The organism is Mycobacterium stomatepiae (assembly GCF_010731715.1).
GTDB classification, from domain to species: Bacteria; Actinomycetota; Actinomycetes; order Mycobacteriales; family Mycobacteriaceae; genus Mycobacterium; species Mycobacterium stomatepiae.
Window position 1 is genome coordinate 5,880,429 of sequence record NZ_AP022587.1, and the last position, 26,141, is coordinate 5,906,569.

23 protein-coding genes, 1 tRNA gene and 1 pseudogene are annotated in these 26,141 nt (G+C 64.9%); 18 read left to right on the top strand and 7 right to left on the bottom strand.

The features are described 5' to 3' along the window. The first annotated feature begins 545 nt into the window (after positions 1–545). The 3 genes from G6N54_RS27850 (at position 546) to G6N54_RS27860 (ending at position 1,550) form a co-directional block, all read left to right on the top strand. On the top strand, positions 546–872 hold the full coding sequence (locus G6N54_RS27850; protein WP_276056844.1) for a hypothetical protein: 327 nt from the start codon (positions 546–548) through the stop codon (positions 870–872). A gap of 69 nt (positions 873–941) precedes the next feature. Continuing rightward, the gene (locus tag G6N54_RS27855; protein ID WP_025735564.1) at positions 942–1,238 is read left to right on the top strand and encodes a WXG100 family type VII secretion target; all 297 of its coding nucleotides are present in this window, start codon (positions 942–944) and stop codon (positions 1,236–1,238) included. 27 nt (positions 1,239–1,265) lie between these two features. Then, positions 1,266–1,550 (top strand): WXG100 family type VII secretion target, encoded by a 285-nt coding sequence (locus G6N54_RS27860; RefSeq protein WP_066824871.1) that lies wholly within the window; start codon positions 1,266–1,268, stop codon positions 1,548–1,550. Positions 1,551–1,610: 60 nt separating this feature from the next. Here the strand turns inward: G6N54_RS27860 and G6N54_RS27865 are convergent, their stop codons facing one another. Then, positions 1,611–3,587, bottom strand: coding sequence for a TPM domain-containing protein (locus G6N54_RS27865; RefSeq protein ID WP_163793872.1), 1,977 nt, complete (start codon positions 3,585–3,587; stop codon positions 1,611–1,613). Between the two features lie 76 nt (positions 3,588–3,663). Between G6N54_RS27865 and G6N54_RS27870 the strand changes: the two genes are divergently transcribed. The 3 genes from G6N54_RS27870 to dnaG are packed head-to-tail and all read left to right on the top strand — an operon-like array spanning position 3,664 to position 7,615. Continuing rightward, positions 3,664–4,953 (top strand): deoxyguanosinetriphosphate triphosphohydrolase, encoded by a 1,290-nt coding sequence (locus tag G6N54_RS27870; protein WP_163793874.1) that lies wholly within the window; start codon positions 3,664–3,666, stop codon positions 4,951–4,953. A gap of 40 nt (positions 4,954–4,993) precedes the next feature. After that, on the top strand, positions 4,994–5,635 hold the full coding sequence (sodC, locus tag G6N54_RS27875; protein WP_163793875.1) for a superoxide dismutase[Cu-Zn]: 642 nt from the start codon (positions 4,994–4,996) through the stop codon (positions 5,633–5,635). Positions 5,636–5,677: 42 nt separating this feature from the next. Beyond that, positions 5,678–7,615, top strand: coding sequence for a DNA primase (dnaG, locus tag G6N54_RS27880; protein WP_163793877.1), 1,938 nt, complete (start codon positions 5,678–5,680; stop codon positions 7,613–7,615). Here the strand turns inward: dnaG and G6N54_RS27885 are convergent. Beyond that, a complete protein-coding gene (locus G6N54_RS27885; RefSeq protein ID WP_163793879.1) occupies positions 7,590–7,868 on the bottom strand; it encodes a hypothetical protein in 279 nt (92 codons plus the stop codon). The two genes, dnaG and G6N54_RS27885, sit on opposite strands and share 26 nt — an antisense overlap. Positions 7,869–8,041: 173 nt before the next feature. On the opposite strand from G6N54_RS27885, the gene G6N54_RS27890 reads away from it, so the two are divergent. Further along, positions 8,042–8,114, top strand: a tRNA-Asn gene (locus G6N54_RS27890). A gap of 177 nt (positions 8,115–8,291) precedes the next feature. Beyond that, positions 8,292–8,615: a DUF3349 domain-containing protein gene (locus G6N54_RS27895; protein ID WP_163793881.1), complete on the top strand. Its 324-nt coding sequence runs from the start codon at positions 8,292–8,294 to the stop codon at positions 8,613–8,615. 13 nt (positions 8,616–8,628) lie between these two features. Here the strand turns inward: G6N54_RS27895 and arr are convergent, their stop codons facing one another. From arr to G6N54_RS27915, 4 genes are read right to left on the bottom strand one after another with little or no spacing between them, the layout of a single operon-like run. Next, positions 8,629–9,054: an NAD(+)--rifampin ADP-ribosyltransferase gene (arr, locus tag G6N54_RS27900; RefSeq protein WP_163793884.1), complete on the bottom strand. Its 426-nt coding sequence runs from the start codon at positions 9,052–9,054 to the stop codon at positions 8,629–8,631. Positions 9,055–9,090: 36 nt separating this feature from the next. Then, complete coding sequence (cysE, locus tag G6N54_RS27905) at positions 9,091–9,777, bottom strand: serine O-acetyltransferase (RefSeq protein WP_232073060.1); 687 nt, start codon at positions 9,775–9,777, stop codon at positions 9,091–9,093. A gap of 2 nt (positions 9,778–9,779) precedes the next feature. Continuing rightward, positions 9,780–10,712 carry a cysteine synthase A gene (gene cysK, locus G6N54_RS27910; protein WP_163795056.1) on the bottom strand — a complete coding sequence of 311 codons (933 nt, stop codon included), beginning with the start codon at positions 10,710–10,712 and terminating at the stop codon, positions 9,780–9,782. Beyond that, positions 10,699–11,967: a thioester domain-containing protein gene (locus G6N54_RS27915; RefSeq protein ID WP_163793886.1), complete on the bottom strand. Its 1,269-nt coding sequence runs from the start codon at positions 11,965–11,967 to the stop codon at positions 10,699–10,701. Before G6N54_RS27915 ends, cysK begins: the two co-directional genes overlap by 14 nt. Positions 11,968–12,331: 364 nt before the next feature. On the opposite strand from G6N54_RS27915, the gene G6N54_RS27920 reads away from it, so the two are divergent. Next, positions 12,332–13,255, top strand: coding sequence for a family 2A encapsulin nanocompartment shell protein (locus G6N54_RS27920; protein WP_163793889.1), 924 nt, complete (start codon positions 12,332–12,334; stop codon positions 13,253–13,255). Further along, positions 13,242–15,164: a family 2A encapsulin nanocompartment cargo protein cysteine desulfurase gene (locus G6N54_RS27925; protein ID WP_163793891.1), complete on the top strand. Its 1,923-nt coding sequence runs from the start codon at positions 13,242–13,244 to the stop codon at positions 15,162–15,164. The genes G6N54_RS27920 and G6N54_RS27925 overlap by 14 nt, the downstream gene beginning before the upstream one ends. Positions 15,165–15,227: 63 nt before the next feature. On the opposite strand, the gene G6N54_RS27930 is transcribed toward G6N54_RS27925, so the two are convergent. Further along, positions 15,228–16,487, bottom strand: a complete 1,260-nt coding sequence (locus G6N54_RS27930) for an IS30 family transposase (protein ID WP_456299234.1) — start codon at positions 16,485–16,487, stop codon at positions 15,228–15,230. A 648-nt stretch (positions 16,488–17,135) separates the two neighbouring features. Between G6N54_RS27930 and G6N54_RS27935 the strand changes: the two genes are divergently transcribed. The 8 genes and pseudogenes from G6N54_RS27935 (at position 17,136) to G6N54_RS27970 (ending at position 26,131) form a co-directional block, all read left to right on the top strand. Then, entirely contained in the window at positions 17,136–17,903 is a 768-nt protein-coding gene (locus tag G6N54_RS27935) for an MlaE family ABC transporter permease (RefSeq protein WP_163793893.1), read from the top strand. Further along, the gene (locus tag G6N54_RS27940) at positions 17,900–18,748 is read left to right on the top strand and encodes an ABC transporter permease (protein ID WP_085221293.1); all 849 of its coding nucleotides are present in this window, start codon (positions 17,900–17,902) and stop codon (positions 18,746–18,748) included. The genes G6N54_RS27935 and G6N54_RS27940 overlap by 4 nt, the downstream gene beginning before the upstream one ends. 4 nt (positions 18,749–18,752) lie before the next feature. Further along, a complete protein-coding gene (locus G6N54_RS27945; protein ID WP_163793895.1) occupies positions 18,753–20,021 on the top strand; it encodes an MCE family protein in 1,269 nt (422 codons plus the stop codon). Then, positions 20,018–21,046: an MCE family protein gene (locus G6N54_RS27950; RefSeq protein WP_163793897.1), complete on the top strand. Its 1,029-nt coding sequence runs from the start codon at positions 20,018–20,020 to the stop codon at positions 21,044–21,046. Before G6N54_RS27945 ends, G6N54_RS27950 begins: the two co-directional genes overlap by 4 nt. Further along, entirely contained in the window at positions 21,043–22,215 is a 1,173-nt protein-coding gene (locus G6N54_RS27955; protein WP_163793899.1) for an MCE family protein, read from the top strand. The genes G6N54_RS27950 and G6N54_RS27955 overlap by 4 nt, the downstream gene beginning before the upstream one ends. Further along, positions 22,212–23,540: pseudogene (locus G6N54_RS27960) on the top strand (MCE family protein). Before G6N54_RS27955 ends, G6N54_RS27960 begins: the two are co-directional and overlap by 4 nt. Next, on the top strand, positions 23,537–24,661 hold the full coding sequence (locus tag G6N54_RS27965) for an MCE family protein (RefSeq protein ID WP_163793901.1): 1,125 nt from the start codon (positions 23,537–23,539) through the stop codon (positions 24,659–24,661). Before G6N54_RS27960 ends, G6N54_RS27965 begins: the two are co-directional and overlap by 4 nt. After that, entirely contained in the window at positions 24,662–26,131 is a 1,470-nt protein-coding gene (locus G6N54_RS27970) for an MCE family protein (RefSeq protein ID WP_163793903.1), read from the top strand. Positions 26,132–26,141 lie beyond the last annotated feature (10 nt).

A 26,141-nucleotide genomic window follows, 5' to 3' on the forward strand; every position in this document is an offset into this window, starting at 1 on the left:
GCGGTCATACGAATAGATCGAACGCGTCGCAAATTTCTCGACATGCTGCTAACGCGTATTCATCGGTTACACGCTTAATCAAACTATTAGGTACGGTTTGCGACGCGAATGATTCCGGCGTGCGCGATGCTCGGCGTAACACTCGTACCGCGAGTAGCCGCTTCGCTGCCCGCCCAGTTCTCGGTTGCGACGGCCTCGAACCAGCTGTGATCGGGCCGGGGTGCGCGGCGCGGGCCGCCGCGGACCCCATCGCCGCTTGAGCGCAGAGTTCTTGTCGAGCAACAATTTTCGTATTCGAGCCGCAGACTGGTGGACCGAGTCGCGCCGTCAGCCCCCGTTGAATTAGCCCCTCCCGAGTTCGACCGGCTCGCCGACGCTCGCGCTCTCGGGCTGCCGGCTGGCTGAGTTTCGTGATTAACGGCGATAGAGATTCGAAATCTCCAACAATTGTCCTTAGGTTTGCTTTAGGATGAAAAATACTCGGCGGCGAATTGTACGCCGTTGGGGTTTGTGTGAACAGAGTTTCGGGTGTGGAAGGGGGCATCATGCTTTTGCCTCTTGGTTCACCTCTGCCGGACGATTCGGTCGAGGCAGTTCGGGGTGAGTCAGGCATGCTCGGTCGCTTAACGGTTCCGCTCAGTTGGGGCGTGGCCGTGCCGCCGGACGACTATGACCATTGGGCACCGGAGCGCGAAGAGCTCGCCGCTACCAATGACAAGGCGACCGACGGGCCGGATTCAGAGGCGGCTGCCGACGGCATGAGTGAAAAGAAGGACTGGGGGCATTGGAACGAATGGGGAGGCGAAGCCCAACCTCGTTTCGAAGCGCCACGAGCCGGCACCGTGGTACCGCATTCTCCGTGGGCTGGTTGAGAGGAAACGGTCGGCCAACCGGTCCGGCACGTCAGTGGGTTCACTACGCGTAGCTAAGGAACAGGCAACATGGCAACACGTTTTATGACCGACCCGCACGCGATGCGTGCGATGGCGGGCCGTTTTGAGATGCATGCGCAGACGGTGTCGGACGAGGCTCGCAAGATGTGGGCGTCGTCGATGAACATCGCCGGTGCGGGCTGGAGCGGTCAGGCCCAGGCCACGTCGTACGACACGATGGGTCAGATGAACCAGGCGTTCAACAACATTGTCAACATGCTCCACGGCGTGCGTGACGGGCTGATCCGTGACGCGAACAACTACGAGACGCAAGAGCAGGCCTCGCAGCAGGCCCTCAGCCACTAGCCGCGACAACACTTGGAGACGTAGACAATGTCGATCAATTACCAGTTCGGAGATGTGGACGCGCATGGCGCGTTGATTCGCGCGCAGGCCGCCTCGTTGGAGGCCGAGCACCAGGCCATCGTTCGCGATGTGTTGGCTGCCGGTGACTTCTGGGGCGGCGCCGGTTCGGTGGCGTGCCAGGAGTTCATCACCCAGTTGGGTCGCAACTTCCAAGTGATCTACGAGCAGGCCAACCAGCACGGGCAGAAGGTGCAAAGTGCCGGCAACAACATGGCCAGCACCGACAGCGCCGTCGGGTCCAGCTGGGCCTAACAGATTCCGAGTCGTAGGGGCGTACCGGGCAATCGGTACGCCCCTACTGCTGTCGAGGGCTCAGAAGCGTCCGCCGCCACCCATGAAGCCACCGTCGCCGGGTGACGAATTCGACGAGCCGCCGAACGACGTGGAGCTCCAGCCACCGAAGCCGCCCCGCATTCCGCCGCTGAGCAGGTCACCGATGATGATGCCGCCGAGCATCGCACCCGTGTCGTTGCCGCCGGCCTGGGTGTAGGCACGCTGCGCCGAGACCACGTCGGCGTTGGCCAGCGACTGCGCGTTGGCCGCCAGCGTCGACGCCGCATTGGCATGGGTGATCGCCTCGGCCGGGTCGGTCGCCCTTTTGGCGTGCGTGGCCTCGAGATGGCGTTGGGCTTCGGCGAGCCGGGTCCGGGCGTCGGGCCCGACGCTGCCGCGACGGGTGTCGATGTACTCCGAGACCCCGCGCACCCTCGATTCCGCGGTGAACAACGCCTGTTCGAGTGAACGGTTCAGCCGCTCGGCGTCCGCTTGTTCCTTGGCCACCGTGGCCAGCAGCCGATTGAGGTCGGAGTCGGCCTTGGCCAGCTGGGCGAAAGTGCCCAACGGATCGGCGGATCCACCGCCGGCGGCATCGACGGCTCGGGTGGCGGCGTCCCGGGCCGTGGCGAGTTCGCCGGCGTGCGGGGCTGTTGCGTTCTGCCCCTGCAGCTGCTCGGTGGCGTGCTGGATGCCCGCCTGGATGTCGGTCATCACCGCCGGCAGCCTCTCAACGGCACGCCGGATATCGCTTGCGGCGTTGTCCACCGCATCGAGCAGCGCGCGAGCCTGCCCGAGCGCCGACTCGGCGGCGCGCACCGCGTCGACCAAACCACTCTGCTGTCCGCTGACCGCGTTGCCGGCCAGGGTGCGGGCCGAGTCGATGTTGCGGTCGGCGAACGCCAGCCGCTCCTTGCTGGTAGTCACATTGCCCGACACCGAACTCAGTGCCGCAGGGCCGAATTCCTTGTTCAACTCGGCCAGCCGCCGTTCGGCCGGCTCGATGCGGGCGGTGAGCTCGACGACCTGCTGCGTCAGCGCGTCGAGCCGCGTCGCGGCGTTGACCACCAAATCGCGTAGCTGCTCGAACGCCTCGGTCTGTGCTTCCAGTTCGCGGTCCGCGCCGGCCGCCGACACGATTACCTGGGTGAGCAATTGGCGCCGCTGCGCGGGTGTCTCGGGCACGGCGTCGTCAAGTTGCTGGCGGGCCGTAAATGCTTGGGATAGCGCGGCTTTGGCGTTGTTGACGGCCCGGGTGAAGGGTTCGGTGCGCTCGGTGCCGAACTCGTCGATCGCCAGGGCGAGCTCGTTGGAGCTGGTGCGCACCGCGTTGTCGACCTCCACCACCATCGAGCGCGACAGGTCGTCGAGAGCGGCCAGCGGCACGGCGGCCAGCGCGGTCGGATTGGTGGGGTCCACCCGGCGGGCGGCGGCCAAATCGGCGCTGCGGCGCCGCCGGCGGCGATAACGCGTCACGAGCACCAAGGCCACCACCGCGACGATGATCACGCCGAGGCTGGCCAGCAGCCAGAAACGGCTCGACGAATTCGGCTTCGCATCAAGGCCATTCGCCGCGGAGACCGCGGCGCCACGCCAGTCCCCCTCGCGCAGGGCGGGTTCGATTTCGTTGCGGCGCAGCTCGTCGACCTGAGTTTGGGTGACGCCTTTCACCCCGGACGGCACCAGGAAGGCGTACGCGCGTGCGGTGGTCGCAACCGCCAGCAGCGCATCGTAGGTACCCAAATCGCTTTCGTGGATCGTGCGCTGTCCCCAGGTCGAAGCATTCTGGCCGGAGAAGTCTTCGACGTAGACCACCCACAGCCGGATGTGGCGCTCGGCGTAAAGGTGGTCGACGGCCGCGCTCACGTCGGCCCGCCCGGAGGGCGACAGCGCGCCCGCGTTGTCGGTGACATACCCCGGCAGCCGGAACGGGGGCTCCGCGCCGGCGGCCGGTGCCGCCAGCAGTCCGGTGATGAGCATTGTCAGGATCACGCCGAGTAAGCGAGCAAAGCGCATAGGTCAATTTAAGCCCCGCAACGGCGCGGGTCGGGGCGGAGCCACTCCCCGGCATTCCCTGGCAGACTGTGCTGCGGTGACTAACAAGGTGATCACGAACGTGCAAGACCCCTACGACGACTTCGACCGGCAACGGCGGGTGGGCGAAGCGCCCAAGACCGCGGGTCTGCCGGGCACGGAAGGTCAGCACCGCACCGACTTCGCCCGGGACCGGGCGCGCGTGCTGCACAGCGCCGCGCTGCGCCGCTTGGCGGACAAGACCCAAGTCGTCGGGCCCCGCGAAGGTGACACCCCGCGCACCCGGCTGACGCACTCGCTGGAGGTCGCGCAGATCGGGCGCGGCATGGCGATCGGTCTGGGTTGCGATCTCGATCTCGTCGAGCTGGCCGGGCTGGCCCATGACATCGGGCACCCGCCCTACGGGCACAACGGCGAACGCGCACTCAACGAGGTCGCCGATCAGCACGGCGGTTTCGAAGGCAACGCTCAGAATTTCCGGATCCTCACCAGCCTCGAGCCCAAAGTGCTTGACGAGCAAGGCAATAGCGCGGGACTGAACCTGACCCGCGCCTCGCTGGACGCGGTGACCAAATATCCGTGGTACAGCGGAAGACGGCTTGGAAAAGGAAGAACGAAGTTCGGGTTCTACGAGGAGGACCGCGAAGCCGCCGACTGGATGCGCGCTGGGGCGCCGCAGGACCGGATGTGCCTGGAAGCACAGGTGATGGACTGGGCTGACGACGTCGCCTACTCGGTGCACGACGTGGAGGACGGTGTCGTCTCACAACGCATCGATTTGCGGGTCCTCGCCGACGACGACGAGGCGGCGGCGCTGGCCAAACTGGGGGAGAGCGAATTCTCCAGGGTGAGCGCGGACGATTTCATGGCAGCCGCGCGCCGGCTGTCGGCGCTGCCGGTGGTCGCCGCGGTCGGCAAGTACGACGCCACGCTCGCGGCGTCGGTCGCGCTCAAGCGGCTGACCAGTGAATTGGTGGGCAGGTTCGCCTCGGCCGCGATCGCGACCACGCGTGCGGCGGCAGGTCCCGGCCCGCTGGTGCGTTTCCAGGCCGATCTGCAGGTGCCCGATTTGGTGCGGGCCGAGGTCGCCCTGCTGAAAATCCTGGCGCTGCAGTTCATCATGTCCGATCCGCGACATCTGGACACTCAGGCCCGGCAGCGCGAACGCATTCATCAAGTCGCGCAATGGCTGTACGCCGGAGCGCCTCGCACGCTCGACCCGTTCTTCGCCACGGCATTCACCACCGCCGCCGACGACGGCGCCCGATTGCGGGTCGTCATCGATCAAATCGCCTCGTACACCGAAGGCCGGCTGGAGCGAATCGACCCCAGCCCGGCCGGCACGTGAGGGCATTTTGCGCCCGGACACCACCGGTTAGGCTGCGGGCATGAGCAGAAACACCGCCGTTACCGCCGCCCTGTTGTCGATCCCGATCGTGGCCATCACCGCGTGCAGTTCGCCTCAGCATGCGAGCACCCAGCCCGGCACCACGCCGCCGGTGCACAGCGGCTCCGCCTCGACGACATCCAGTGCGGTGGCGCCCAGCGGCCAAGCGCTCTCGGCCGTACTCAAAACACCCGACGGTCGGCAGGTGGCCACGGCCACCTTCGACTTCACCAACGGCTATGTCACCGTCACCGTCAAGACGGACACTCCCGGCATCCTGGCGCCCGGTTTCCACGGCATGCACATTCACGAGATCGGCAAGTGCGAGCCGAACTCGGTGGCCCCGACCGGCGGTCCGCCGGGGAACTTCTTGTCCGCGGGCGGACATCTCCAGGCACCCGGACACACCGGGAAGCCCGAAAGCGGTGACCTGACCTCGCTCGAAGTGCGCCAGGACGGCTCGGCTTACCTGGTGACCACCACCGACGCGGTCAACCGGGACCTGCTGTTGGGACCGAACAAGACCGCCCTGATGCTGCACGGGGCCGAAGGCGGCGAGATGCCCGGCATGCCCGGGATGCCCGCCATGGCGGGCGGGGCGATGGAGCGGGTCGCCTGCGGCGTGATCGGCCCGGCCAGCTGAGGTTTGGTGAGAAGGCCGGCGCCGGCGTCCTAGACTGAGCCGATGGCTGGCCGGATCTCCGATCGTGATATCGCCGCCATCCGCGAACGTGCCCGTATCGAGGAAGTCGTCGGCGACTACGTCCAGCTGCGCCGCGCGGGTGCGGACTCCCTGAAGGGCTTGTGCCCCTTCCACAACGAGAAGTCCCCGTCTTTTCACGTCCGCCCCAACCACGGCCACTTCCACTGCTTCGGCTGCGGTGAGGGCGGCGACGTGTACGCGTTCATCCAGAAGATCGAACACGTCAGCTTTGTCGAAGCCGTCGAATTGCTCGCCGACCGGATCGGCCACACGATCACCTACAGCGGCGCGGCGGCCACCAACGTGCAGCGCGATCGCGGCAGCCGCAGCAGGCTTATCGCGGCCAACGCGGCTGCCGCCGAGTTCTATGCCGAGGCGCTGGAGTCCGACGAGGCGGCACCGGCCCGTCAGTATCTGAAGGAACGCAACTTCGACGCCGAGGCTGCCCGTCACTTCGGCTGCGGATTCGCGCCGTCGGGCTGGGAGAAGCTGACAAAGCACTTGCTGCGCAAGGGATTCGAGTTCAAGGAGCTCGAAGCCGCCGGCCTGTCCCGGGAGGGACGCCGCGGCCCGATGGACCGCTTCCACCGCAGGCTGCTGTGGCCCATCCGCAGCTCGGCCGGCGAGGTGATCGGGTTCGGGGCCCGCCGGCTTTTCGACGACGACCCGATGGAAGCCAAGTACGTCAACACCCCCGAGACGCTGCTGTACAAGAAGTCGTCGGTGATGTTCGGCATCGACTTGGCCAAACGCGACATCGCCAGGGGACACCAGGCGGTCGTCGTCGAGGGCTACACCGATGTGATGGCGATGCATCTGGCCGGGGTCACCACCGCGGTCGCGTCGTGTGGCACCGCATTCGGCGACGAGCATCTGGCCATGCTGCGCCGGCTGATGATGGACGACAGCTTCTTTCGCGGCGAACTGATCTACGTCTTCGACGGCGACGCGGCCGGCCGCGCGGCCGCGCTCAAAGCCTTCGGTGGTGAGCAGAACCTGGCCGGGCAGTCGTTCGTCGCGGTCGCACCCGACGGCATGGATCCCTGCGACCTGCGCCTGGCGTCCGGCGACGGCGTGCTGCGTGATTTGGTGGCACGGCGAACCCCGTTGTTCGAGTTCGCGATTCGCACCGCGCTCGCCGAATTCGACCTGGACAACGCCGAAGGCCGGGTCGCCGCGCTGCGCTGCTGCGTGCCGATGGTGGGCCAGATCAAGGACTCCACGCTGCGTGACGAGTACGCCCGCCAGCTCGCCGGCTGGGTCGGCTGGGACGACGTCGCGCAGGTTATCGACCGGGTCCGGACGGAGGCGAAAAAGTCCACGGCGCCGGCGGCCCGGGCGGGTTCGGCGCCGGCCCCGCGCCGTGGCGCCCAGCAGCCGGCCCCAGGCGCCCCGGCCGAGCCCGCCGCCGGGCGTCCCAATCCCAAGGACCCGACGCTGTGGCCGCAGCGCGAGGCGCTCAAGTCGGCGTTGCAGTACCCGGCGTTCGCCGGCCCGGTGTTCGACACGCTGACCGTCGAGAGCTTCACCCACCCCGGATACGCGGCCGTGCGTGCGGCCATCGACGCGGCCGGCGGCACCGGTGCCGGTTCCAGGACCGGCACCACCGGCGCGCAGTGGATCGATGCGGTCCGCCAGCACACCACGTCGACGCTGACCGCCGGTCTGATCAGCGAGCTCGGCGTGGAAGCCGTCGCCGTCGACGACGAGAAGCTGCCCCGCTACATCGCCGGGGTGCTGGCCCGGCTGCAGGAAGTCTGGATGGGCCGCCAGATCGCCGAGGTCAAGTCCAAGCTGCAGCGCATGTCACCTATTGACCAGGGCGACGAATATCATGCGCTGTTCGGCGACCTGGTCGCCATGGAGGCCTACCGGCGCAGCCTGCTGGAGCAGGCTAGCGGCGACGATCTGACGGCGTAAGGGCCTCGTCGGTCGGCCGCTCGACTTCGCGCTGCACCACGGCCGTCTCGTTGTCGATCTCGGCCACGGTGACAAAACCCGCGTCCGGCGAGATCGTGTTCGCGATCTTGCGTCGGCCACCGTCGATCATCAACTGGGCCATCGGACTGCTGGTCAGCGCGCGATACGTGGCGACAAGCTGCTCGTATCGGCGACGGCCGGCCTTCGAGCCCAGCACGTAGCCCAGTCCGAGCACGACGACATATCGGATCAAAGCGTCCCTCCCGAGGCGGTGCGGATGGGTCCATCCTGCCTCACTGGGCCGGGTGCGCGCGCCCCCGATCGGTCGAGCGGGCACGCGCCGCCCGCCCTGAACTTGGGTGCGGGTGTGCCAGTACGCTAGAGTCGTCCAGCGATCCGCGCCAGATTTCGCGCGGGCCAGGTTAATCCCCTGTAGCTCAATTGGCAGAGCATTCGGCTGTTAACCGAAGGGTTGGTGGTTCGAGTCCACCCGGGGGAGCAGGCAACGGCGCATCTCCAGCACACCGGGCACGCGGTGCTCAGGGCGCCGTCAACCGGGGGGCTCGGCAGCGATGGTTCGAAATTTGACAGGTGTACAGCGCGCGGTGCGTTTACGTCACCGTCAGTTCAGCAGCAATGCGTACGGTTTGGCCATCGCACTCGTGTGTGCCCGCACATGACGGCTGGAGGGTGGTGTCGTTCGGTGCCGTTGAGCGGATTGCTGACCACATTCGACGCATTCATTCGCGCCGGATACCCGCATGGCGTTCCGCGCGCCGACTACGTCCCGCTGTTGGCCCTGCTGCGCCGCCGCATGCCCGACAGCGCGGTGGCCGCGGTCGCCACCCAGGTGGCGGCCAACGGCGACCTGAACATCAATGCCGCCGACATTCGCGCGACGATTACCCGGGTCGCCGATGAACTGCCCAGCGCGGCCGATCTCGAACGCGTCCAGCGACGGCTTGCGGTGATCATCGAATTAGCCCAGCAGTCAGCGTAATTGGGGCAGGGCGCTAGTCGTCGATGACGGCGAGTCCACGCCGTTCGAGGTCCACCAAGCCGTCCCGCATGGCTTGCAGCTGTTCGGACGAATGCCCCACCCAGTCGGTGAGCTCGCCGACGATCCGCACCGGCTGCCGGGTGCGGTAAGAGCGAGTGGGATTTCCGGGGAACTTTTTGTCAGTCACGTTCGGGTCGTCTTCCAGCGTGCCTTCGGGTTCCACAATGTAGATGCGGCCCTGGCCTTCTCCCTTGGCGAGCTCGGCTCCCCATACCGCGGCATCCAACGTCTGTGTCACGTAAACGTGGTTGGCCAGGCGTCCTTCGGCGTAGTTCGACCGACGTCCGGGCACCAGGAGATCACCGACCGCGAGGTCGGATTTGGTGCCGTGCAAGAAGACGCCTGATTCGTGCACTTCGAAAGGCTTCGGCGCGCTCATCGGACTAGCCTGTCTCGCAATGGCTTTCGCGATCGATCAGATGGAGAAGTCTTCACCGTGCCAGACGCCGGCTTCGGGTGGCCGGATGACGCGGCCGTTCTGCTGATTGTTGTCGCCTTGGGCCTCGAGTTTGGCCACCCGGGTGAGCAACTGCTGCAGGCTGACTCCCACCAGATCGGGCATCAGCGAGTCGTTCGGGCTGCCGGGCTTGGCGGTGCTGATGACCTGCCCGGGTACACCGACGACGACGGCGCCCGACGGGACCTCCTTGACCACAACGGCATTGGCGCCGATGCGGCTGTCGTCGCCGATCTTGATTGCGCCGAGTACCTTGGCCCCGGCGCCGATGACCACCCGGTCGCCGATGGTGGGGTGACGCTTCCCGGTGTCCCTGCCGCTGCCGCCCAGCGTGACGCCGTGATAGATCGTGACGTCGTCGCCGACTTCAGCGGTTTCGCCGATCACCACGCCGGTCGCGTGGTCGATGAACAGTCCCTTGCTGAGGGTCGCACCGGGATGGATCTCGACGCCGGTCAGGATGCGGGTGAGTTCGGCGAATCCCCGCGCGGCGACCTTGGCGCCACGGTTCCACAGCGACTGGCTGATCCGATGACCCCAAATGGCGTGCACGCCGGGATAGGCGACGATGACCTGCAGCGTCGACGGATTGGCCGGATCGCGTTCCTTGGCCGCCCGGATGTCCTGCCGAATCGCTGCCAGCACCACTACTCCGTCACGTCGTCGAATAATGGCGTGCTCAAATACCGTTCGCCGAAATCGGGCAGCACAACCACGATCAGCTTTCCGGCGTTCTCGGGCCGGCGGGCGACCTGCAGCGCGGCCACCACGGCCGCACCCGAGGAGATGCCGACCAAAAGTCCCTCTTCGCGGGCCAGCCGCCGGGCCAGGTTGATCGAGTCCTCGTTGCCGACGGTGATGATCTCGTCGACCAGATCCAAGTCGAGCACCGGCGGAACGAACCCCGCGCCGATGCCCTGGATCGGGTGCGGACCCTTCTGGCCGCCGGACAGCACCGGCGACGCGGCCGGCTCGACGGCTATGAACTGCACCGAGGGCTTACGTTCCTTGATGACCTGGGCGACGCCGGTGATCGTGCCGCCGGTGCCGACGCCCGCGACGAAAAAGTCGATCTTGCCGTCGGTGTCGCGCCACACCTCTTCGGCGGTGGTCTTGCGGTGGATGGCCGCGTTGGCCGGGTTCTCGAACTGCTGGGGCACGAAATACCGCTGGTCGGTCTTGGCCAGCTCCTCGGCCTTGGCGATGGCGCCCGGCATGCCTTCGGAGCCCGGGGTCAGGATCAGCTCGGCACCGAGGGCACGCAGCAGCTTGCGCCGCTCGATGCTCATCGTCTCCGGCATGGTCAGCACGATCCGGTAGCCACGGGCCGCGGCCACGACGGCCAGCGCGATGCCGGTGTTTCCGCTCGTCGGTTCCAGGATGATCGTGTCCGGCTTGATCAGACCGGCTGCTTCACCCGCATCGATCAGGGCGACCCCGAGGCGGTCCTTCACGCTGTTGGCGGGGTTGAACGATTCCAGCTTGGCGACCACGTCCGCGCCGGCGCCGTCGGTGACCCGGTTCAACCGGACCAGGGGAGTGTTGCCGATCAGTTGCGTGATGTTCTCAGCGATGGTCACAAACGCCATTCCAGCGAATGTCGAAGTGGATTGCAACGTCAGAGGGTACGGCCAGGGCGACCGGCGTGAATTGTTCCGGTGCCTCGGGTGCGACTCCGGTCAGCACTCCACCGGTGAATCGGTGCGGACTTGTCGCGGTCAACGTCGCCGCCGAGGCGCCCGGCGCTGGTCGCAAGTAGAAGTCGGTGCCCGGGTGGACTATCCCGTCGACGGCGAAGCCGTCGGCGTCAACCAGCGAGTGGTCGTCGGCAACGTTGAACGTCAACGGGATTCGCACCTGAAATGGCCCCACGAGTTCGGGCCCGGCCGTGGCCTCGGTATCGATCAGGACGGAGTCGTCGGGCTCCTGCGGCGCCTTCAGCGCTCCGGAGAGCAGGTAGTTGTAGAGGTGCACGACGGCGTCGGCGTTGCGATAGTGGCGAGTACCGGTCAGCCGGAAGCCCACGTGGCCGATCCGGGGTGTGCTGCCCGACGCCGCATCGGCGACGAGCCGGTAGTAGCGGTAACCGTGTCCGCGGTGTCCGTGGCTGCTGCTCGACAAGGTGCTGCCGATTCCCAGCGCACGTTCGTGGCGTCCCCGCGCCCCGTCCGTCGTCAGTTGTGAGCCTGAAACATCTTGCCAGTCAACGCCATTGGCGGACTTCTGCAGCCGAAGCGTGACGGCGCCGTCGGAGGCGATCCACACCGAGTAGCCGCCGAGCTGGGGTTGACCGTCGAATTCGAAGGTGATCATCGGTCCGGGCCCGTGGTGCACCGCGATCGGTACGTTCAGGGGCTGAGTGTCCAAAGCCAGGCCGTTGGTCAGATACCAGATCGCCGCCTGAGTAGCCGCGATGGCTTCGTGTTCTTCAAGATTGGCGTGTCCCAGCGGGTAACCGGCCCGGCGCAACTGTTGACTGAGCTCCGCGGTCGTGCGCATCGGATACGAGTGGCGCAGAATCCAATCCACTTCGGTTTCGTAGTCGCGGCTGCGTAGATGCGGTAGGGCCGACCAGGTCCCCAACCGGTAGCGCGACGGCAAATGTGGTGCGATGCCGGCGAAGTCCAGTGAGTAGGCGTGCAGGCTGGGGTGCAGCCGGATCAGATCGGTGCGCGCGGTGCTGCCGTCGCTGAACACGATCTTGTCGACGGTGTGCGAATAGGTGCCGCCGCGGTAGCGCGTCATGTGCGGTAGCTCGGTGGCCGGCCGGACCTCGATGCGACGGCGGGTCGCCACCGGCGCCAGTGCGCGGCTGGATATGGATAAAACGGTCATCGCTGGTTGGTCTTCCCGGAAGATTTCGACTGTTGCGCGCTTCCGTACGCGCGGGCGAATGCCCGCTAGCGGGAAAAAAGCGCGACGATTAGAAAGTCAGAATTGGGTCGTCAGGAATCAACAACAGCAACAACAGTCCACGGCAAGGCGGCGCGAAGGAACGAAGCGCGGCTGTGCAACGTGGTGCATGTGACCACTATAGGGCAATATCGGGGCAGGGTTCGCCAGACCTCGCAGCACCGACCCGTGGTGGAAAAAATCTCGATGAGTTTTACACTTGCCTCGGCTCAGCGTGGAGCTCTCAGGTTGGTGACCTGTGGCTCTACATCCGTGCTAAGCGTTCGACAATGACGGAAGGACCAAGATGACGTCGGCTCAAAACGAGTCTCAGGCTCTCGGGGATCTCGGTGCCAGGCAGCTCGCCAACGCGACCAAGACTGTCCCGCAGCTCTCGACGATAACGCCTCGGTGGCTGCTGCACTTGCTGAGCTTCGTGCCGGTGGAAGCCGGTATCTACCGGGTGAACCGGGTGGTCAACCCCGAGCAGGTCGCCGTGACGGCCCAAGAGGGAGCCGCGCTGGACACGCCGCTGGCGGAGACCTTCGTCGACTACGAGACCAGCCCCCGCGAATACACGCTGCGCAACATCTCCACGCTGCTCGACGTCAGCACCCGGGTCTCCGACCTGTACTCGAGCCCGCACGACCAGGTCACTCAGCAGCTGCGGCTGACGATCGAGACGATCAAAGAGCGCCAGGAATTCGAGCTGATCAACAGCCCCGAGTACGGGTTGCTCGCGCAGGTGACCCCGGAGCAGACGATCCAGACCCTCGGCGGCCCGCCGACCCCCGACGACCTCGATGCGCTGATCACCCGGGTGTGGAAGACGCCCAGCTTCTTCCTGACCCACCCGCAGGGTGTCGCGGCGTTCGGCCGCGAGGCCACCTACCGCGGCGTGCCGCCGGTCGTCGTCAGCCTGTTCGGCGCGCAGTTCATCACCTGGCGCGGCATTCCGATCATTCCGTCGGACAAGGTGCCCGTCGAGGACGGCAAGACCAAGTTCATCCTGGTGCGCACCGGCGAGGAGCGCCAGGGTGTGGTGGGCCTGTTCCAGCCGGGCCTGGTCGGAGAGCAGGCGCCGGGCCTGTCGGTGCGGTTCACCGGCATCAACCAGTCGGCGATCGCGCGCTACCTGGTGACCCTGTACACGTCCTTGGCTGTCCTCACCGACGATGCGCTCGCCGTGCTCGAAGACGTGGCTGTGGACCAGTTCCATGAGTACAAGTGAGTGCCGAGCGGTAGACGCCGAAAGCGACCTGCCCTTGGGCGCCGCGGAAATCGCGGCGCTGGCCAACCAGCTGTACGCGGCCAGCATCCGCCCGGGACCGGACAGCCCACCGCAGTCGGCGCCGGTCGCCCCCCGGGGCAGCGTGCCGGACACGACGGCGGCCACCTCGGCCGGGCAGACCGCGGCGGGCAGCTCCGATCTGTATTCGGCGCCGCTACCGCTACTCGGTATCAAGGACATCTACGTCCCCGCTCCGACATCTCCCGAGCCGGAACCGCCACCCCAGGCGGTGCCGGTAGCTCCGCGCGGCAATGCGCCGGACACCTCGGCGGCGCCGTCGGGCGCCCACGCGATCGGAAGCGTCGCCGACCCCTATGTGCCGTCCGGCGTCGCCGATTTCAGCGCGTTCGAGGTGCCCAGCGCCGGCATTGTTCCGACGGTGCCCGGTGTGCTGGCCGGGGCCTCGAATCCGGGGCAGCCGAGCGCTCCGGTGGCACCGCGGGGTTCGGCTCCGTACTCGGGCATCGGGTGGCATCCCGATGCGCCGACGGTTGGCAAAGTGGGCTGGTCCGACGCGGTGCCCGCCGCGCCGGCAGCGCTGCATGCGCCGACAGGTGACGAGGCCAATTACCACTTCCTGACGGCGTCGGACCCGGTGCCTCAACTGGCGGAAGACCACGAAGTGTTCGACGTCAACGCGATCCGGGAGGACTTTCCGATCCTCAAGGAGCAGGTCAACGGAAAGCCGCTGATCTGGTTCGACAACGCGGCGACCACCCAGAAGCCGCAGTCGGTGATCGACCGGATCTCGTACTTCTACGCGCACGAGAACTCCAACATCCACCGTGCCGCACATGAGTTGGCGGCCCGGGCCACGGATGCCTACGAAGAGGCTCGCGACACCGTCGCCGACTTCATCGGCGCGCCGTCGTCGGAGAACATCGTGTTCGTGCGCGGCACCACCGAAGCGATCAACCTGGTTGCCCATGCCTGGGGTGGCAAGCACCTGCAGCCCGGCGACGAGATCGTCATCACCAACCTTGAGCACCACGCCAATATCGTTCCCTGGCAACTGGTTTCGCAGAAAACGGGCGCGATTCTCAAGGTGGCGCCGATCGACGACGCCGGCAATCTACTGCTGAACGAATTCGAGAATCTGCTCGGGCCCAGAACCAAGTTGGTCTCTGCCAGCCAGGTGTCCAACGCGCTGGGCACGGTGGTGCCGGTTGACAAGATCGTCGAACTGGGCCACCGCTACGGCGCCAAGGTGCTGATCGACGGCGCTCAGTCGATTCAGCACATCCCGGTCGACGTCGCCGAACTCGGGGCCGACTTCTTCGTGTTCTCCGGACACAAGATCTACGGCCCCACCGGAATTGGTGCGCTGTACGGGACCGAGGAGGCGTTGACCGAGACGCCGCCGTGGCAGGGCGGTGGCCACATGATCGCCGACGTCACGATCGAACGCTCGCTGTATCAGGGGCCCCCGACCAAGTTCGAGGCCGGCACCGGCAACATCGCCGACGCGGTCGGGCTCACCGAAGCGCTGCGCTATGTGCAGCGCTTGGGTGTCGAGCGCATCGCGGCTTATGAGCAGCGGCTGCTCGACTACGCCACGCCACGCCTGGCCGACATCCCCGGTGTCCGGTTGGTGGGTACCGCGCAGGAGAAGGCCAGCGTGCTGTCGTTCGTGTTGGCCGGACACGAGCCGCTCGAAGTCGGCAAGGCCCTCAACGCCGAAGGCATCGCGGTGCGTGCCGGTCACCATTGCGCGCAACCGGCGCTGCGGCGTCTCGGATTGGAGGCGACGGTGCGTCCTTCGTTCGCCTTCTACAACACATTCGAGGAGATCGATGTGTTCCTGTGGGCGGTGCGCCGAATCGCCGAGGGCGGCACCAACGTCGGCTAGCGACCCTCACTGTGCGGCTGGGGTTTTGAGTGTGCGGTCACGGCGGCTTCGGCATGGGTGGATTCAAGGTTTGGTTGCAACAGTTGTGTCTGTCGGGGTGGACAGTAGCTTGTTGAGGCGGTTGGTGGGGTTGTCCCAGTTGAAGCGTTTTCGGGGTCGTCCGTTGAGTTCGTCGGCGACGTAGGCGAGGTGTTCGGCGTCGTGCACCGAAAGGTCGGTGCCCTTTGGAAAGTATTGCCGTAGTAGGCCGTTGGTGTTCTCATTGCTACCGCGCTGCCAGGGTGAGTGGGGATCGCAGAAGTAAACCTCGATGCCGGTGTCGATGCTGATGCGGGCGTGGTGGGCCATTTCGTGGCGTTGGTCCCAGGTCACGGTGCGGCGCAAGGTGGCGGGCAGGTCTTTGACCGCGGCGATCATGGCCTCGGCGACGGCCTCGGCGCTACGGGTATGGGGTAGGTGCAGCAGTCGGACATATCCGGTGGAACGTTCAACCAGCGTGCCGATTTGAGAGGCCTGGTCCTTGCCGATGATCAGGTCTCCTTCCCAATGGCCTGGCACGGCGCGGTCGTTAGCTTCGGCGGGCCGCTCACTGATGTTGACCATGCCTTGGATACGGCCGCGGCCGTCACCGGCGCGGGCCCGTCGGCGCGGTTTACGCAACGCGCGCCCGGTGCGCAGGCATGTCCTCAGTTCCCGGCGCAGTTCTCCGCGCCCTTGCACGTAAAGCGCCTGGTAGATGGTTTCGTGGGACACCTGCATCTCCGGGCGGTCAGGATAGGTCGCGGTCAATACCCCGGCGATCTGTTCGGGGCTGTACTTGTTGACCAACAACGCTTGCACCTCGGCCCGCAATTGCTCACAGCGGCCCAACTTGCCGGTCTTGGGTCGACGCGCCCGTTGCTCGCTGCGCCGCTGAGCGATGCGCGCCGAGTAGCCCGACTTCGCGTCCCAACCGGCCCGGCGGGCCCCGAACCGATACCGGGCGCGATAACGGCCCACATGCCCTCGCATGACACCGTTGTGGGCAATCTCGCGCATGATCGTCGACGGCGCCCGGCCCAACCGGCGCGCCATCGAACGGATCGACTCACCGTGCGCGGTGCCGATCATGATCTGTTCACGCTCATCCGCCGACAGCCGCGGCCGTCGCTGTCCTTGAGGCTTTGACCATCGTGGATTCACACCACCAAACCTGCGAAACCACTTGCTACCGCACGTCGCCGACACGCCGACCGCCACCCCGGCATCCTCCGAGGACCATCCCGCAGCGATCAAATCCCAATACCGCCGCTGCACCACCAACAACTGAGGCTGACCCGTCATCAACACCCCTAACTACGAAGTGTTGCAACCACCCCTTGAACTCAAGATGTCGCCACCCTGACCGCACACTCGTCGCCATCGATGCACGCTCGAACACGTGAGGAAATCGCTCGGAAGCAACGCAAATTGCCTTCATTCTGAACGGAACTGTTGCTTTGGCACGCACGCGGCCGGACGGTGACGGGCGGCGGCAATAGTCGCGAATCCTCGAGTGGGCTTCGATATGGCGGAAAGCAATTCGCGCTGCCGTTTCAGCCTCGGCGCTGGCGAACGGTCTTTTGTCGACTTTTGCTGCCGTCGGCATGACGCAGCCATTCCATGTTCGGTGCTGCGTTGGCCGCGACGCCGCGCCCCACCCTGAGCGCCACGCTCCCTTCTTCATGGCGTCCAGCCAGCGAGTTCGGCACGAAATGTCGCTCGACCGTTCATCCGGCCCGTCAGATTTCTTCTGGTTGATTGCAACCCTGACGCCGGGCATCGTCTTGCCCGTAAATTGCGGCGATGTTCTATGTGTGCAAACAGAAGCCGCGGTCCATATGTAAACGACGCTGACCCTTATGGGCCAGTTAGTTACGTACGCGTAAAGATTATTACGAAAATGGGGGACCGCATGAGCCGAATCGACCGTCGGCGGTCTGGGCAGGTGCTGTGAACGGGACCGCCATCGCAAAGCCGATGAATGCCCTGGGCGAATTCTTCATGCTCAGCGCCGAAGCGCTGGTGACGGCGCTGCGAAGGCCGTGGGCCTGGCGCGAGACTCTCGAGCAGATCTGGTTCGTCGCCCGGGTGTCGATTTTCCCGACGATCATGCTGTCGATTCCGTACACGGTGCTGATCGTGTTCGTGCTCAACATTTTGCTCGTGGAGATTGGTGCCGGAGATCTCTCCGGTGCCGGGGCGGGCCTGGCGTCGGTGACCCAGGTGGGGCCGGTTGTCACGGCGATGGTGGTCTCGGGCGCCGGGTCGACCGCGATGTGCGCGGACTTGGGCGTGCGCACCATCCGTGAGGAAATCGATGCAATGAAGGTCATCGGCGTCAATCCGGTTCAGGCTCTGGTGGTTCCGCGCATCATCGCCGCCACCTTCGTCGCGGTCCTGCTGTACTCGGTGGTCGCGGTCACCGGACTGGTCGGTAGTTACGTTTTCGTCGTCTTCGTCCAGCACGTCACTCCCGGTGCCTTCATCGCCGGAATGACCCTGGTCACCGGGCTGCCGCAGGTGGTGATCTCGCTGATCAAGGCCACCTTGTTCGGCTTATCCGAGGGCTTGATCGCCTGCTACAAAGGGCTTTCGGTGGGCGGCGGTCCCACCGGCGTCGGTAACGCGGTGAACGAGACCGTGGTGTTCTCCTTCATGGCCTTGTTCTTCATCAACATCGTGACCACCGCGCTCGGAGTGAAAGTGACTGCCAAATGACCGATCTCGCACGGGGTCCGTCGTGGCTGGACACTCTTGGCCCGAGGCTGGTGGCTTCCACCCGCAAACTCGGCGAGCAGACCGAGTTTTACGGAAAGTCGTTGGCGGCCACCGTGGACGCGGTACGGCGCTACCCGAACGAACTGCTGCGCCTGATCGCCGAGATGGGAATGGGCACGGGTGCCCTGGCGGTGATTGGGGGAACCGTCGGCATCATCGGCTTTTTGACGCTGACGACCGGCGCTCTGGTCGCCGTGCAGGGCTACGACACGCTGTCCAACATCGGCGTGGAGGCACTGACCGGCTTCTTGTCGGCGTTCCTGAACGTCCGGATGATCGCGCCCTGCACCGCCGGGCTGGCCTTGGCGGCCACGATTGGCGCCGGCGCGACGGCTCAGCTGGGCGCGATGCGCATCAACGAGGAGATCGATGCGCTGGAAGTCATGGGTATCCGTTCGATCACGTACCTGGCGTCCACGCGGATCATTGCCGGCGTCCTGGTCGTCATCCCGCTCTACGCCGTCGCGGTTCTGATGTCGTTCATCGCGGCGAAGTTCCTCACGATCTACGCCTACGGCCAGTCCCGGGGCGTCTACGAGCACTACTTCTCGACCTTCCTGCGGCCGAGTGACCTGATGTGGTCCTTTCTTTCGGCGCTGACGATGGCGACGGGTGTGATGGTCGTGCACACCTATTACGGCTTTACCGCGACAGGTGGTCCCGCCGGTGTGGGGGAGGCTGTCGGTCGTTCAGTGCGGTCCTCGATGATCGTCACGGCGTTTGTGTGCCTGATGATTTCGCTGTCCGTGTATGGGCAATCCGGCAACTTCAACCTGTCGGGGTAACCATATGAGCAACCACAGGGACAGCGGGCCAGCACGGCGAAACAGAGTCCGCAGCAGCAGGATTGATCCGATCTGGTGGGCGCCCACGCTGTTCATCCTGGTCGCGGCGCTGATCGCGGTGACCGCCGGCGCGTTCTCGGGAAAGTTTGTGGACTTCATACCGCTGACGCTGGTGTCGGACCGGGCCGGATTGGTGATGGAGCCGGGCGCCAAGGTGAAGCTGCGCGGGGTGCCGGTCGGTACGGTCGCGTCGATCGGCACCGACGTGAAAGCGGCTCAGCTGCAGCTGAAGATGGATCCGGATCCGTTCAAATATCTGCCCAGCAACCTCGAGGCCGAGATCAAGTCGACCACCGCGTTCGGATCCAAATATGTCGACCTGATCGTGCCCAGCGAAGCCAGCCACACACCGTTGAAGCCGGGCGCGGTGCTGCATTCGCGCAATGTCACCGTCGAGTTCAATACGGTTTTCGAGAATCTGCAATCCGTGGTTCAGGCGCTCGACCCGGCGAAGTTGAACGCGATCTTGTCGGCCTTCGCCCAATCGGTGCGCGGTAAGGGCGATCGGATCGGAGAGTCGATCACCGATGCCAACAACATCCTGCTCACCGTCAACCCGCGCATGGACACGATCCAGCGGGACTGGCGGCTGTTCGGGAAGACCACGGCCATCTATTCCGATGCGGCGCAGGACATCCTGTCGATCCTCGATTCGGCCTCGACCACTAGCGCCACCCTCACCGAAAACGACCGGTCATTCGATTCGCTGCTGCTGTCGGCGATCGGCTTCAGCCAGACAGGCATCAGCGTGATCGGCAGAAACGAACCCAACATCGTGCAGTCGATGAAGCTGCTCGACCCGACGTTGACCCTGTTCAACAAGTACTCACCGACCTATACCTGCCTATTCCAGGGTGCGCAGTGGTACGTCGACCACGGTGGCAGGGACATGCTTGGCGGCAACGGCTACTCGTTCATCATGGACGCCGCCCTACTGTTCGGCGACGACCCGTACCGCTACCCGAAGCACCTTCCGAAAGTTAACGCAACGGGCGGCCCCGGTGGTAAACCCAGCTGCGGTTCACTGCCTGACCCGAGTGCCAATTACCCGGTGCGCCAACTAGTTACCGATACCGGTTGGGGGGCTGCCCCGAACGAGATTCGCAGCAATGTGGCCGCGGGCAATCCCTGGTGGGGCAACTGGTTCCCGACCACGAAGAACGCTCCCGAGCCGCCACGCTACTTCTGGCGCGGAGGTCAGCCGCCGCCATGAGAAGGAAGCTGTCCAGCATCATCGTGCGGGTCGGGATATTCACGGCTGTCTGCCTGCTTTTCACGTTCACCTTGGTCACCGTCTTCGGGCAGTTGCGCTTCGAGGACCGCACCGACTATCAGGCGATCTTCACCAATATCTCCGGTCTGAAATCCGGCAACTTCGTCCGCATCGCCGGGGTGGAGGTCGGCAAGGTCGGCGATCTCGAGCTGCATCGTGACGGCACGGTCACCGTCGGCTTCGCGGTCGACAAGGGGATACGACTCACCGAAGGCACCAAGGCCGTTGTGCGGTACGAAAACCTAATCGGTGACCGCTATTTGGCGCTCGAAGAGGGACCCGGATCCCCTCGCCGGTTGCCGGCGGGTTCGACGATTCCGCTGGCGCGAACGGCGCCGGCCCTCGACGTCGACGCACTCATCGGGGGATTCCGCCCGTTGTTCCGCGCGCTGGATCCCGATCAGGTCAACGCGCTGTCCGGTCAGTTGTTGCGAATCTTCCAGGGACAGGGCGGCACGCTGGCCTCGGTGTTGTCGCAGACCTCGATACTGACCTCGACGTTGGCGGGGCGCAGCGAACTGATCGGACAGCTGATCGCCAATCTGAATACCGTGCTGCACACCTTCGCCGCGCGCGACCACGAGTTCGCGGACGGCTTGGACAAACTGGTTCAACTCGTGGACGGCTTGGCGCAGCGGAAGGACGACATCTCCACCGGGCTCGCCTATCTCAACGCCGCCGCTGGCTCGGTCGCCGACCTGCTTGTCCAGGCCCGCCAGCCGATCAAAGACGTGGTGCACGAGACCGATCGGATGTCGACCCAGGTGCTTGCCGACCGTGACTATGTGGACAAACTGCTCCAGGATCTCCCGAACGTCTATCAAGTGCTGTCCAGGCAAGGCCTGACTGGCGATTACTTCGGTTTCTACTTCTGCGAAGTTCTGCTCAAGCTCAACGGCAAGGGCGGAAACCCGATCTTCGTCAAGCTATTGGGCCAGCCCAGCGGGCGGTGCACGCCTCGATGAAATGGAACCTGCCGAAGATCAAATCCCGTGGCCGTCGCAGCCCCGTCATGTTGGGAGTCATGGGCACCGCAATCCTGACATGCGTGACCATCGTCGCTTTCCAGTACAACAAGCTGCCCTTCGTCAAGAACACGGACGACTACTCCGCGTATTTCTCCGAGGCGGGCGGCATCAAAACCGGTAACACGGTGCGGGTTTCGGGGATGGGCGTCGGGAGGGTCTCCGAGATTCGGCTGGAGGGCACCAAAGTCCGGGTCACCTTCACCGTTCGCCAGGGCATCGAGCTGGGTGACCGCACCGAGGCGGCGATCAAGACGGAAACGATCCTGGGCTCCAAGATGCTGGAACTCACGCCGCGCGGGGAAGGACGGCTATCGGGCACGATTCCGCTTTCCCGCACCCACTCGCCCTATGACCTGCCTGACGCGCTGGGCGATCTGACGACCACCATCAGTGGCCTCGATACCGCCCAATTATCGTCGGCGCTAACGACATTGGCGAGCACTCTCAAGGAGACACCGCCAAACCTGCGACCCGCGTTGGAGGGGGTGGCCCGGTTTTCGGACACTCTCAACGGCCGCGACGCGCAGCTGCGTAGCCTGCTCGGCAACGCCAACAAGGTGTCAACCGTGCTGGGCAAGCGCAGCCAGCAGATCGCCGGACTGGTAGCGAATTCCAACGCGTTGTTGGCCGCACTGCTGGACGAGCGGGACTCGCTGGACGCCCTGATGAACAACCTGACCGCGGTGTCGCATCAGATTTCCGCACTGGTCGACGACAACAGAACCCAACTCAAGCCGGCTCTGGACAAGCTCAACGGCGTGCTCGAGATCCTGGACAACCGCAAGGAGGACATCCAGAAGACACTGCCCAAGTTCAAACGGTATGCGATGTCGTTCGGGGAAGTACTGGGCTCCGGGCCCTTTTTCAAGGCCTACGTGGCGAACCTGATTCCCGGTCAGATTGGCGGGCCGATGCTCGACGCCGACATGTATGACCGGTTCTTGGATCCCGACCAGAAGCTGCCCTCGGAGGCGGTCGACCCGCCCACCGGAACGCCACCGGTGCCGCCGGAAAACGCGCCGGTGCCGCTGTGGTCGCAGCCGCCCTCGACGCCACCGATACGCACCATCCCGCCGCCCTCGCCCCACGACTACGACGGGCCATGAACATGAGTCGCGACACCTTGCGCAAAATCACCGCCGTCAGCCTGGTGCTGACGCTGGTTGTGGCGTCGTTTCTGGTCGTCAAGAAACTGTGGAAAGACGTCGAAAAGAACACGTAATCGGCGTATTTCACCGAAGCCAACGGCTTATTCGTCGGTGACGAGATTCGGATCCTCGGTGTCGCGGTCGGCGTGGTGGACAAGATTGAGCCGCAGCCCGCCAGCTCCAAAGTGACGTTCTCCGTCGACAAGGAATATGCGGTCCCGGCCGATGTCCGTGCCGCGATGCTGTCGCCGTCGCTGGTGACCTCGCGAGCGATTCAACTCGTCCCCGCGTATTCCGGTGGACCGAAATTGACGCCGGGCGCTTCGATTCCGCTGAATCGCACTGCGGTGCCCGTCGAATGGGACGATTTGCGCAGACAGCTGGAAAAGCTGACCGAAGCGTTGCAGCCGACCGGTCCGGACGGAGTCAACTCGGTCGGCGAGTTCGTCAACTCGGCCGCGGACAACCTGCGCGGCCAAGGAGATACCGCGCGCGAGACCGTCATTAAGCTTTGCCAAGCACTTTCGGCGCTCGGAGATCACGCCGACGACATCTTCAGCACGGTGCGCAACCTGCAGCTACTGGTATCCGCCTTGTCCTCCAGCAGTGATCTGCTGGAGTCATTCAACAAGAACCTGGCCAGCGTTACCACGGTGCTCACGAATAGCCCGAACGAAGTCGGTAATGCGTTGAAGGCTGCTGACGGGGCATTGACGGACGTGCGTGATTTTCTCGCCGAAAACCGCGAAGCCATGGGCGTCACGTTCGACCGGCTGGCTTCCATCACAACCGCCCTCAACGACAGCCGTGGCGACATCAAACAAATTCTGCACACAACTCCCACGGTGTTTCAGAACTTCATGAACATCTACCAGCCGGCGCAGGGGGCGATGTCCGGCATCATCGCGCTGAACAACTTCGCCGACATCCCGCAGTTCATCTGCAGCTCAATCGAAGCGGCGTCCCGCGCGCGGTTGGCGCGAGTTTCGAAGCTGTGCATGCAGTACCTCAACCCGATCATCAAGAATCGCATCTACAACTACATACCAGCGGGGATCAACCCCTTTGTCGGGGCGCAAGCCCGGCCCAGTGAGATCACCTACAGCGAGGACTCCCTGCGTCCTGGCTACGTGCCTGCTGCACCGCCACCCGAGGCGCCACCACCACCCAGTGCGCGGCCGTCGGCCGATGCCCCGCCGCCGGTAGAGCCGCCGCCACCGAGCGCCGGCATGAGCTCGATCCAGGTGCTGCAGAGCCTGATGCTTCCGACGGGGTCGTCATGAGACGCGCGATAGCCGTAGTGCTCGGTTTAGCATGCGTGACAACGCTTTCGGCGTGTAGCGGATGGCGCGGCCTGAATTCGGTCACCCTGCCCGGAACTTTCGGGGATGGGCCGGGTGCGTACACGATCCAGGCGCAGATGCCCGATGTCGTGACGATTCAGCAGAACACCCGGGTCCGGGTCGACGACGTCAACGTCGGCAACGTCACCAACATCGAGTTGCAGGATTGGCATGCGCTGGTCACGATGCGCATCAACGGCGATGTGCGCTTGCCGGCCAATTCGACCGCCAAGCTCGGTCAGACCAGCCTGCTCGGCTCGATGCACATCGAGCTCGCGCCGCCCAAGGACGAGGCACCCACCGGCCAACTCAAGAACGGATCCGTCATCCCGTTGAGCCACGCGAGCTTGTACCCGTCTACCGAGCAGACGTTGGCTTCGGTGTCGATCCTGCTCAACGGCGGGGGAATTGGGCAGTTGCAGGAGATCAACCAGGCCGTCGCCAAGGCGTTCGCGGGCCGGGAGAACGAGATGCGCAGCCTGCTGAACCAACTGGACGAGTTCGTCGCCCGCACCAACGAGCAGACCGACGACATCATCGCCGCTGCCGAGAACCTCAATGCCTTGGCGGGCCAAGTTGCCGCCAAAGATCCGGTCGTCGACAAGGCGCTGATGACGGTGCCCAAAGCGCTTTCGGTGCTGGCTCAAGAGCGCACCAAGATCGCCGATGCGATCGATCAGGTGGGTAAGTTCAGCGCGATCGCGGCCGACACCATTCACCAGAGCCGGGAATCGTTGATCAACAACCTGCGTAATATCGCGCCGGTACTGCGGTCGCTGGCAGACGCGGGTCCGGCGCTCACCAAAGGTCTGGATTGTTTGGCGACCTACCCGTGGCCAACGTCCACCGTCACCAACTGGTTTCGTGGCGACTACGCGAACCTCACGATGATTGTCGATCTGACCCTGAGCCGTATAGACACCGGGCTCTTCACCGGATCACGCTGGGAAGGCAACCTCACCCAACTCGAGATGCTGTGGGGTCGCACCATTGGCATGCAGCCCAGCCCCGTCACCGGCGGTAACCCGCTGACCTACCCGTATCACTTCGGGGGGTACTGAGTGCTGCGCCTCAATCGCTGGACCTGGATCCAGTTGGCCGTTTTGACGCTAGTGACCGTGGTTTCTTGTGGCGCAATGGCATTCAACTTCATGAAGCTGCCCGCGACACTGTTCGGGATCGGGGAGTACAACGTCACCGTCGACTTGCCTCAGTCCGGCGGCCTATACCAGACCTCGGTCGTTACCTACCGCGGCACTGACGTCGGCCAAGTCAAGTCGGTCGATGTCACGGCCACCGGAGTCCGCGCGGTGCTCGCCATGCGCTCCGGCGTCAAGGTGCCGTCCAACGTGCAGGCCTCGGTGCACAGCCGCTCGGCGATCGGTGAGCAATACATCGAGTTGACCCCGCAGCAGGGCAAGGACGGCGAACAAACCCGGGCGCTACGGGCCGGCGACGTCATTCCGGCCGGCCACGTCGACGCGCCGGTCGACATCGGCCACCTGCTCGACATGACCAACCGTGCGCTACAAGCGATTCCGCGGGACAACCTGCGGACGGTGATCGACGAGACCAACCGCGCGGTGGGGGGCCTTGGTCCCGAGCTATCCCGGATCGTAGATGGATCGACGTCATTGGCCATCGCTGGAGGCCAAACCGTCGATCCGCTCGCCGCATTGATCGACCAGTCGCCCGCGGTGTTGAACTCGCAGGTCCAGACATCGGACGCGATCGCCACCTGGGCCGGTCGGACGTCGGCCCTGATGGCGCAGTTCAAGGCGCAGGATGCTGCGGTGCGAGATCTCCTGACGCAGGGCACTTCCGGCATCGAAGAAGGTCGTGCGCTGTTGGACCGAGTGTCGCCGGCCTTACCGGTGTTGTTCGCCAATCTGGTGAGCCTAGGTGACATCGCCGTCGTCTACCGCCATGACATCGAACAGCTTCTGGTGCTGTTGCCGCAGGGCATAGCGGTGATGGCGGCGGCTTTGGTGCCGAACTTGAACATCAAACAGGAGTACAAGGGATTTTTCCTGGACTTCAACCTCAACCTGAATCTCCCGCCGCCATGCTCAACCGGCTTTCTGCCGCCCACCCAGCGCCGATCTCCGGCCAGCGTTGATGCCCCGGATCGCCCGGCGGCCGACCTGTACTGCCGGGTTCCGCAGGATTCCGAGTTCAATGTGCGTGGGGCGCGCAATATTCCGTGTGAGACCAAGCCGTGGAAGCGTGCGCCCACCGTCGAGTTGTGCGAGAGCGACGAGGAGTACGTGCCGCTCAACGAGGGCTACAACTGGAAGGGTGACCCCAACGCCACCACGTCCGGTCAGGGTGTGCCGCAGTATCCGCCGGGCCAGGATCCGCGGCTGCCACCTCCGCGTGGTACGGCGCCGTCGACCCCACCCCTTTCCGTGACCACCTATGACCCGGCCACCGGTGACTACATAGGTCCGGACGGAAAGCGTTACACCCAGTCCGACTTGGCGCACCCGCGTGCCAAAAACTGGCAGTCGCTCCTGGTGCCGCCAGGCTAGGAATGAAGGA

Coding starts and splice junctions, on each gene's coding strand:
- G6N54_RS27850 (WP_276056844.1), top strand. CDS start 546: ATGCTTTTGCCTCTTGGTTCACCTCTGCCGGACGATTCGGTCGAGGCA.
- G6N54_RS27855 (WP_025735564.1), top strand. CDS start 942: ATGGCAACACGTTTTATGACCGACCCGCACGCGATGCGTGCGATGGCG.
- G6N54_RS27860 (WP_066824871.1), top strand. CDS start 1,266: ATGTCGATCAATTACCAGTTCGGAGATGTGGACGCGCATGGCGCGTTG.
- G6N54_RS27865 (WP_163793872.1), bottom strand. CDS start 3,587: ATGCGCTTTGCTCGCTTACTCGGCGTGATCCTGACAATGCTCATCACC.
- sodC (WP_163793875.1), top strand. CDS start 4,994: ATGAGCAGAAACACCGCCGTTACCGCCGCCCTGTTGTCGATCCCGATC.
- dnaG (WP_163793877.1), top strand. CDS start 5,678: ATGGCTGGCCGGATCTCCGATCGTGATATCGCCGCCATCCGCGAACGT.
- G6N54_RS27895 (WP_163793881.1), top strand. CDS start 8,292: ATGACGGCTGGAGGGTGGTGTCGTTCGGTGCCGTTGAGCGGATTGCTG.
- arr (WP_163793884.1), bottom strand. CDS start 9,054: ATGAGCGCGCCGAAGCCTTTCGAAGTGCACGAATCAGGCGTCTTCTTG.
- G6N54_RS27915 (WP_163793886.1), bottom strand. CDS start 11,967: ATGACCGTTTTATCCATATCCAGCCGCGCACTGGCGCCGGTGGCGACC.
- G6N54_RS27920 (WP_163793889.1), top strand. CDS start 12,332: ATGACGTCGGCTCAAAACGAGTCTCAGGCTCTCGGGGATCTCGGTGCC.
- G6N54_RS27925 (WP_163793891.1), top strand. CDS start 13,242: ATGAGTACAAGTGAGTGCCGAGCGGTAGACGCCGAAAGCGACCTGCCC.
- G6N54_RS27930 (WP_456299234.1), bottom strand. CDS start 16,487: ATGACGGGTCAGCCTCAGTTGTTGGTGGTGCAGCGGCGGTATTGGGAT.
- G6N54_RS27940 (WP_085221293.1), top strand. CDS start 17,900: ATGACCGATCTCGCACGGGGTCCGTCGTGGCTGGACACTCTTGGCCCG.
- G6N54_RS27945 (WP_163793895.1), top strand. CDS start 18,753: ATGAGCAACCACAGGGACAGCGGGCCAGCACGGCGAAACAGAGTCCGC.
- G6N54_RS27950 (WP_163793897.1), top strand. CDS start 20,018: ATGAGAAGGAAGCTGTCCAGCATCATCGTGCGGGTCGGGATATTCACG.
- G6N54_RS27955 (WP_163793899.1), top strand. CDS start 21,043: ATGAAATGGAACCTGCCGAAGATCAAATCCCGTGGCCGTCGCAGCCCC.
- G6N54_RS27965 (WP_163793901.1), top strand. CDS start 23,537: ATGAGACGCGCGATAGCCGTAGTGCTCGGTTTAGCATGCGTGACAACG.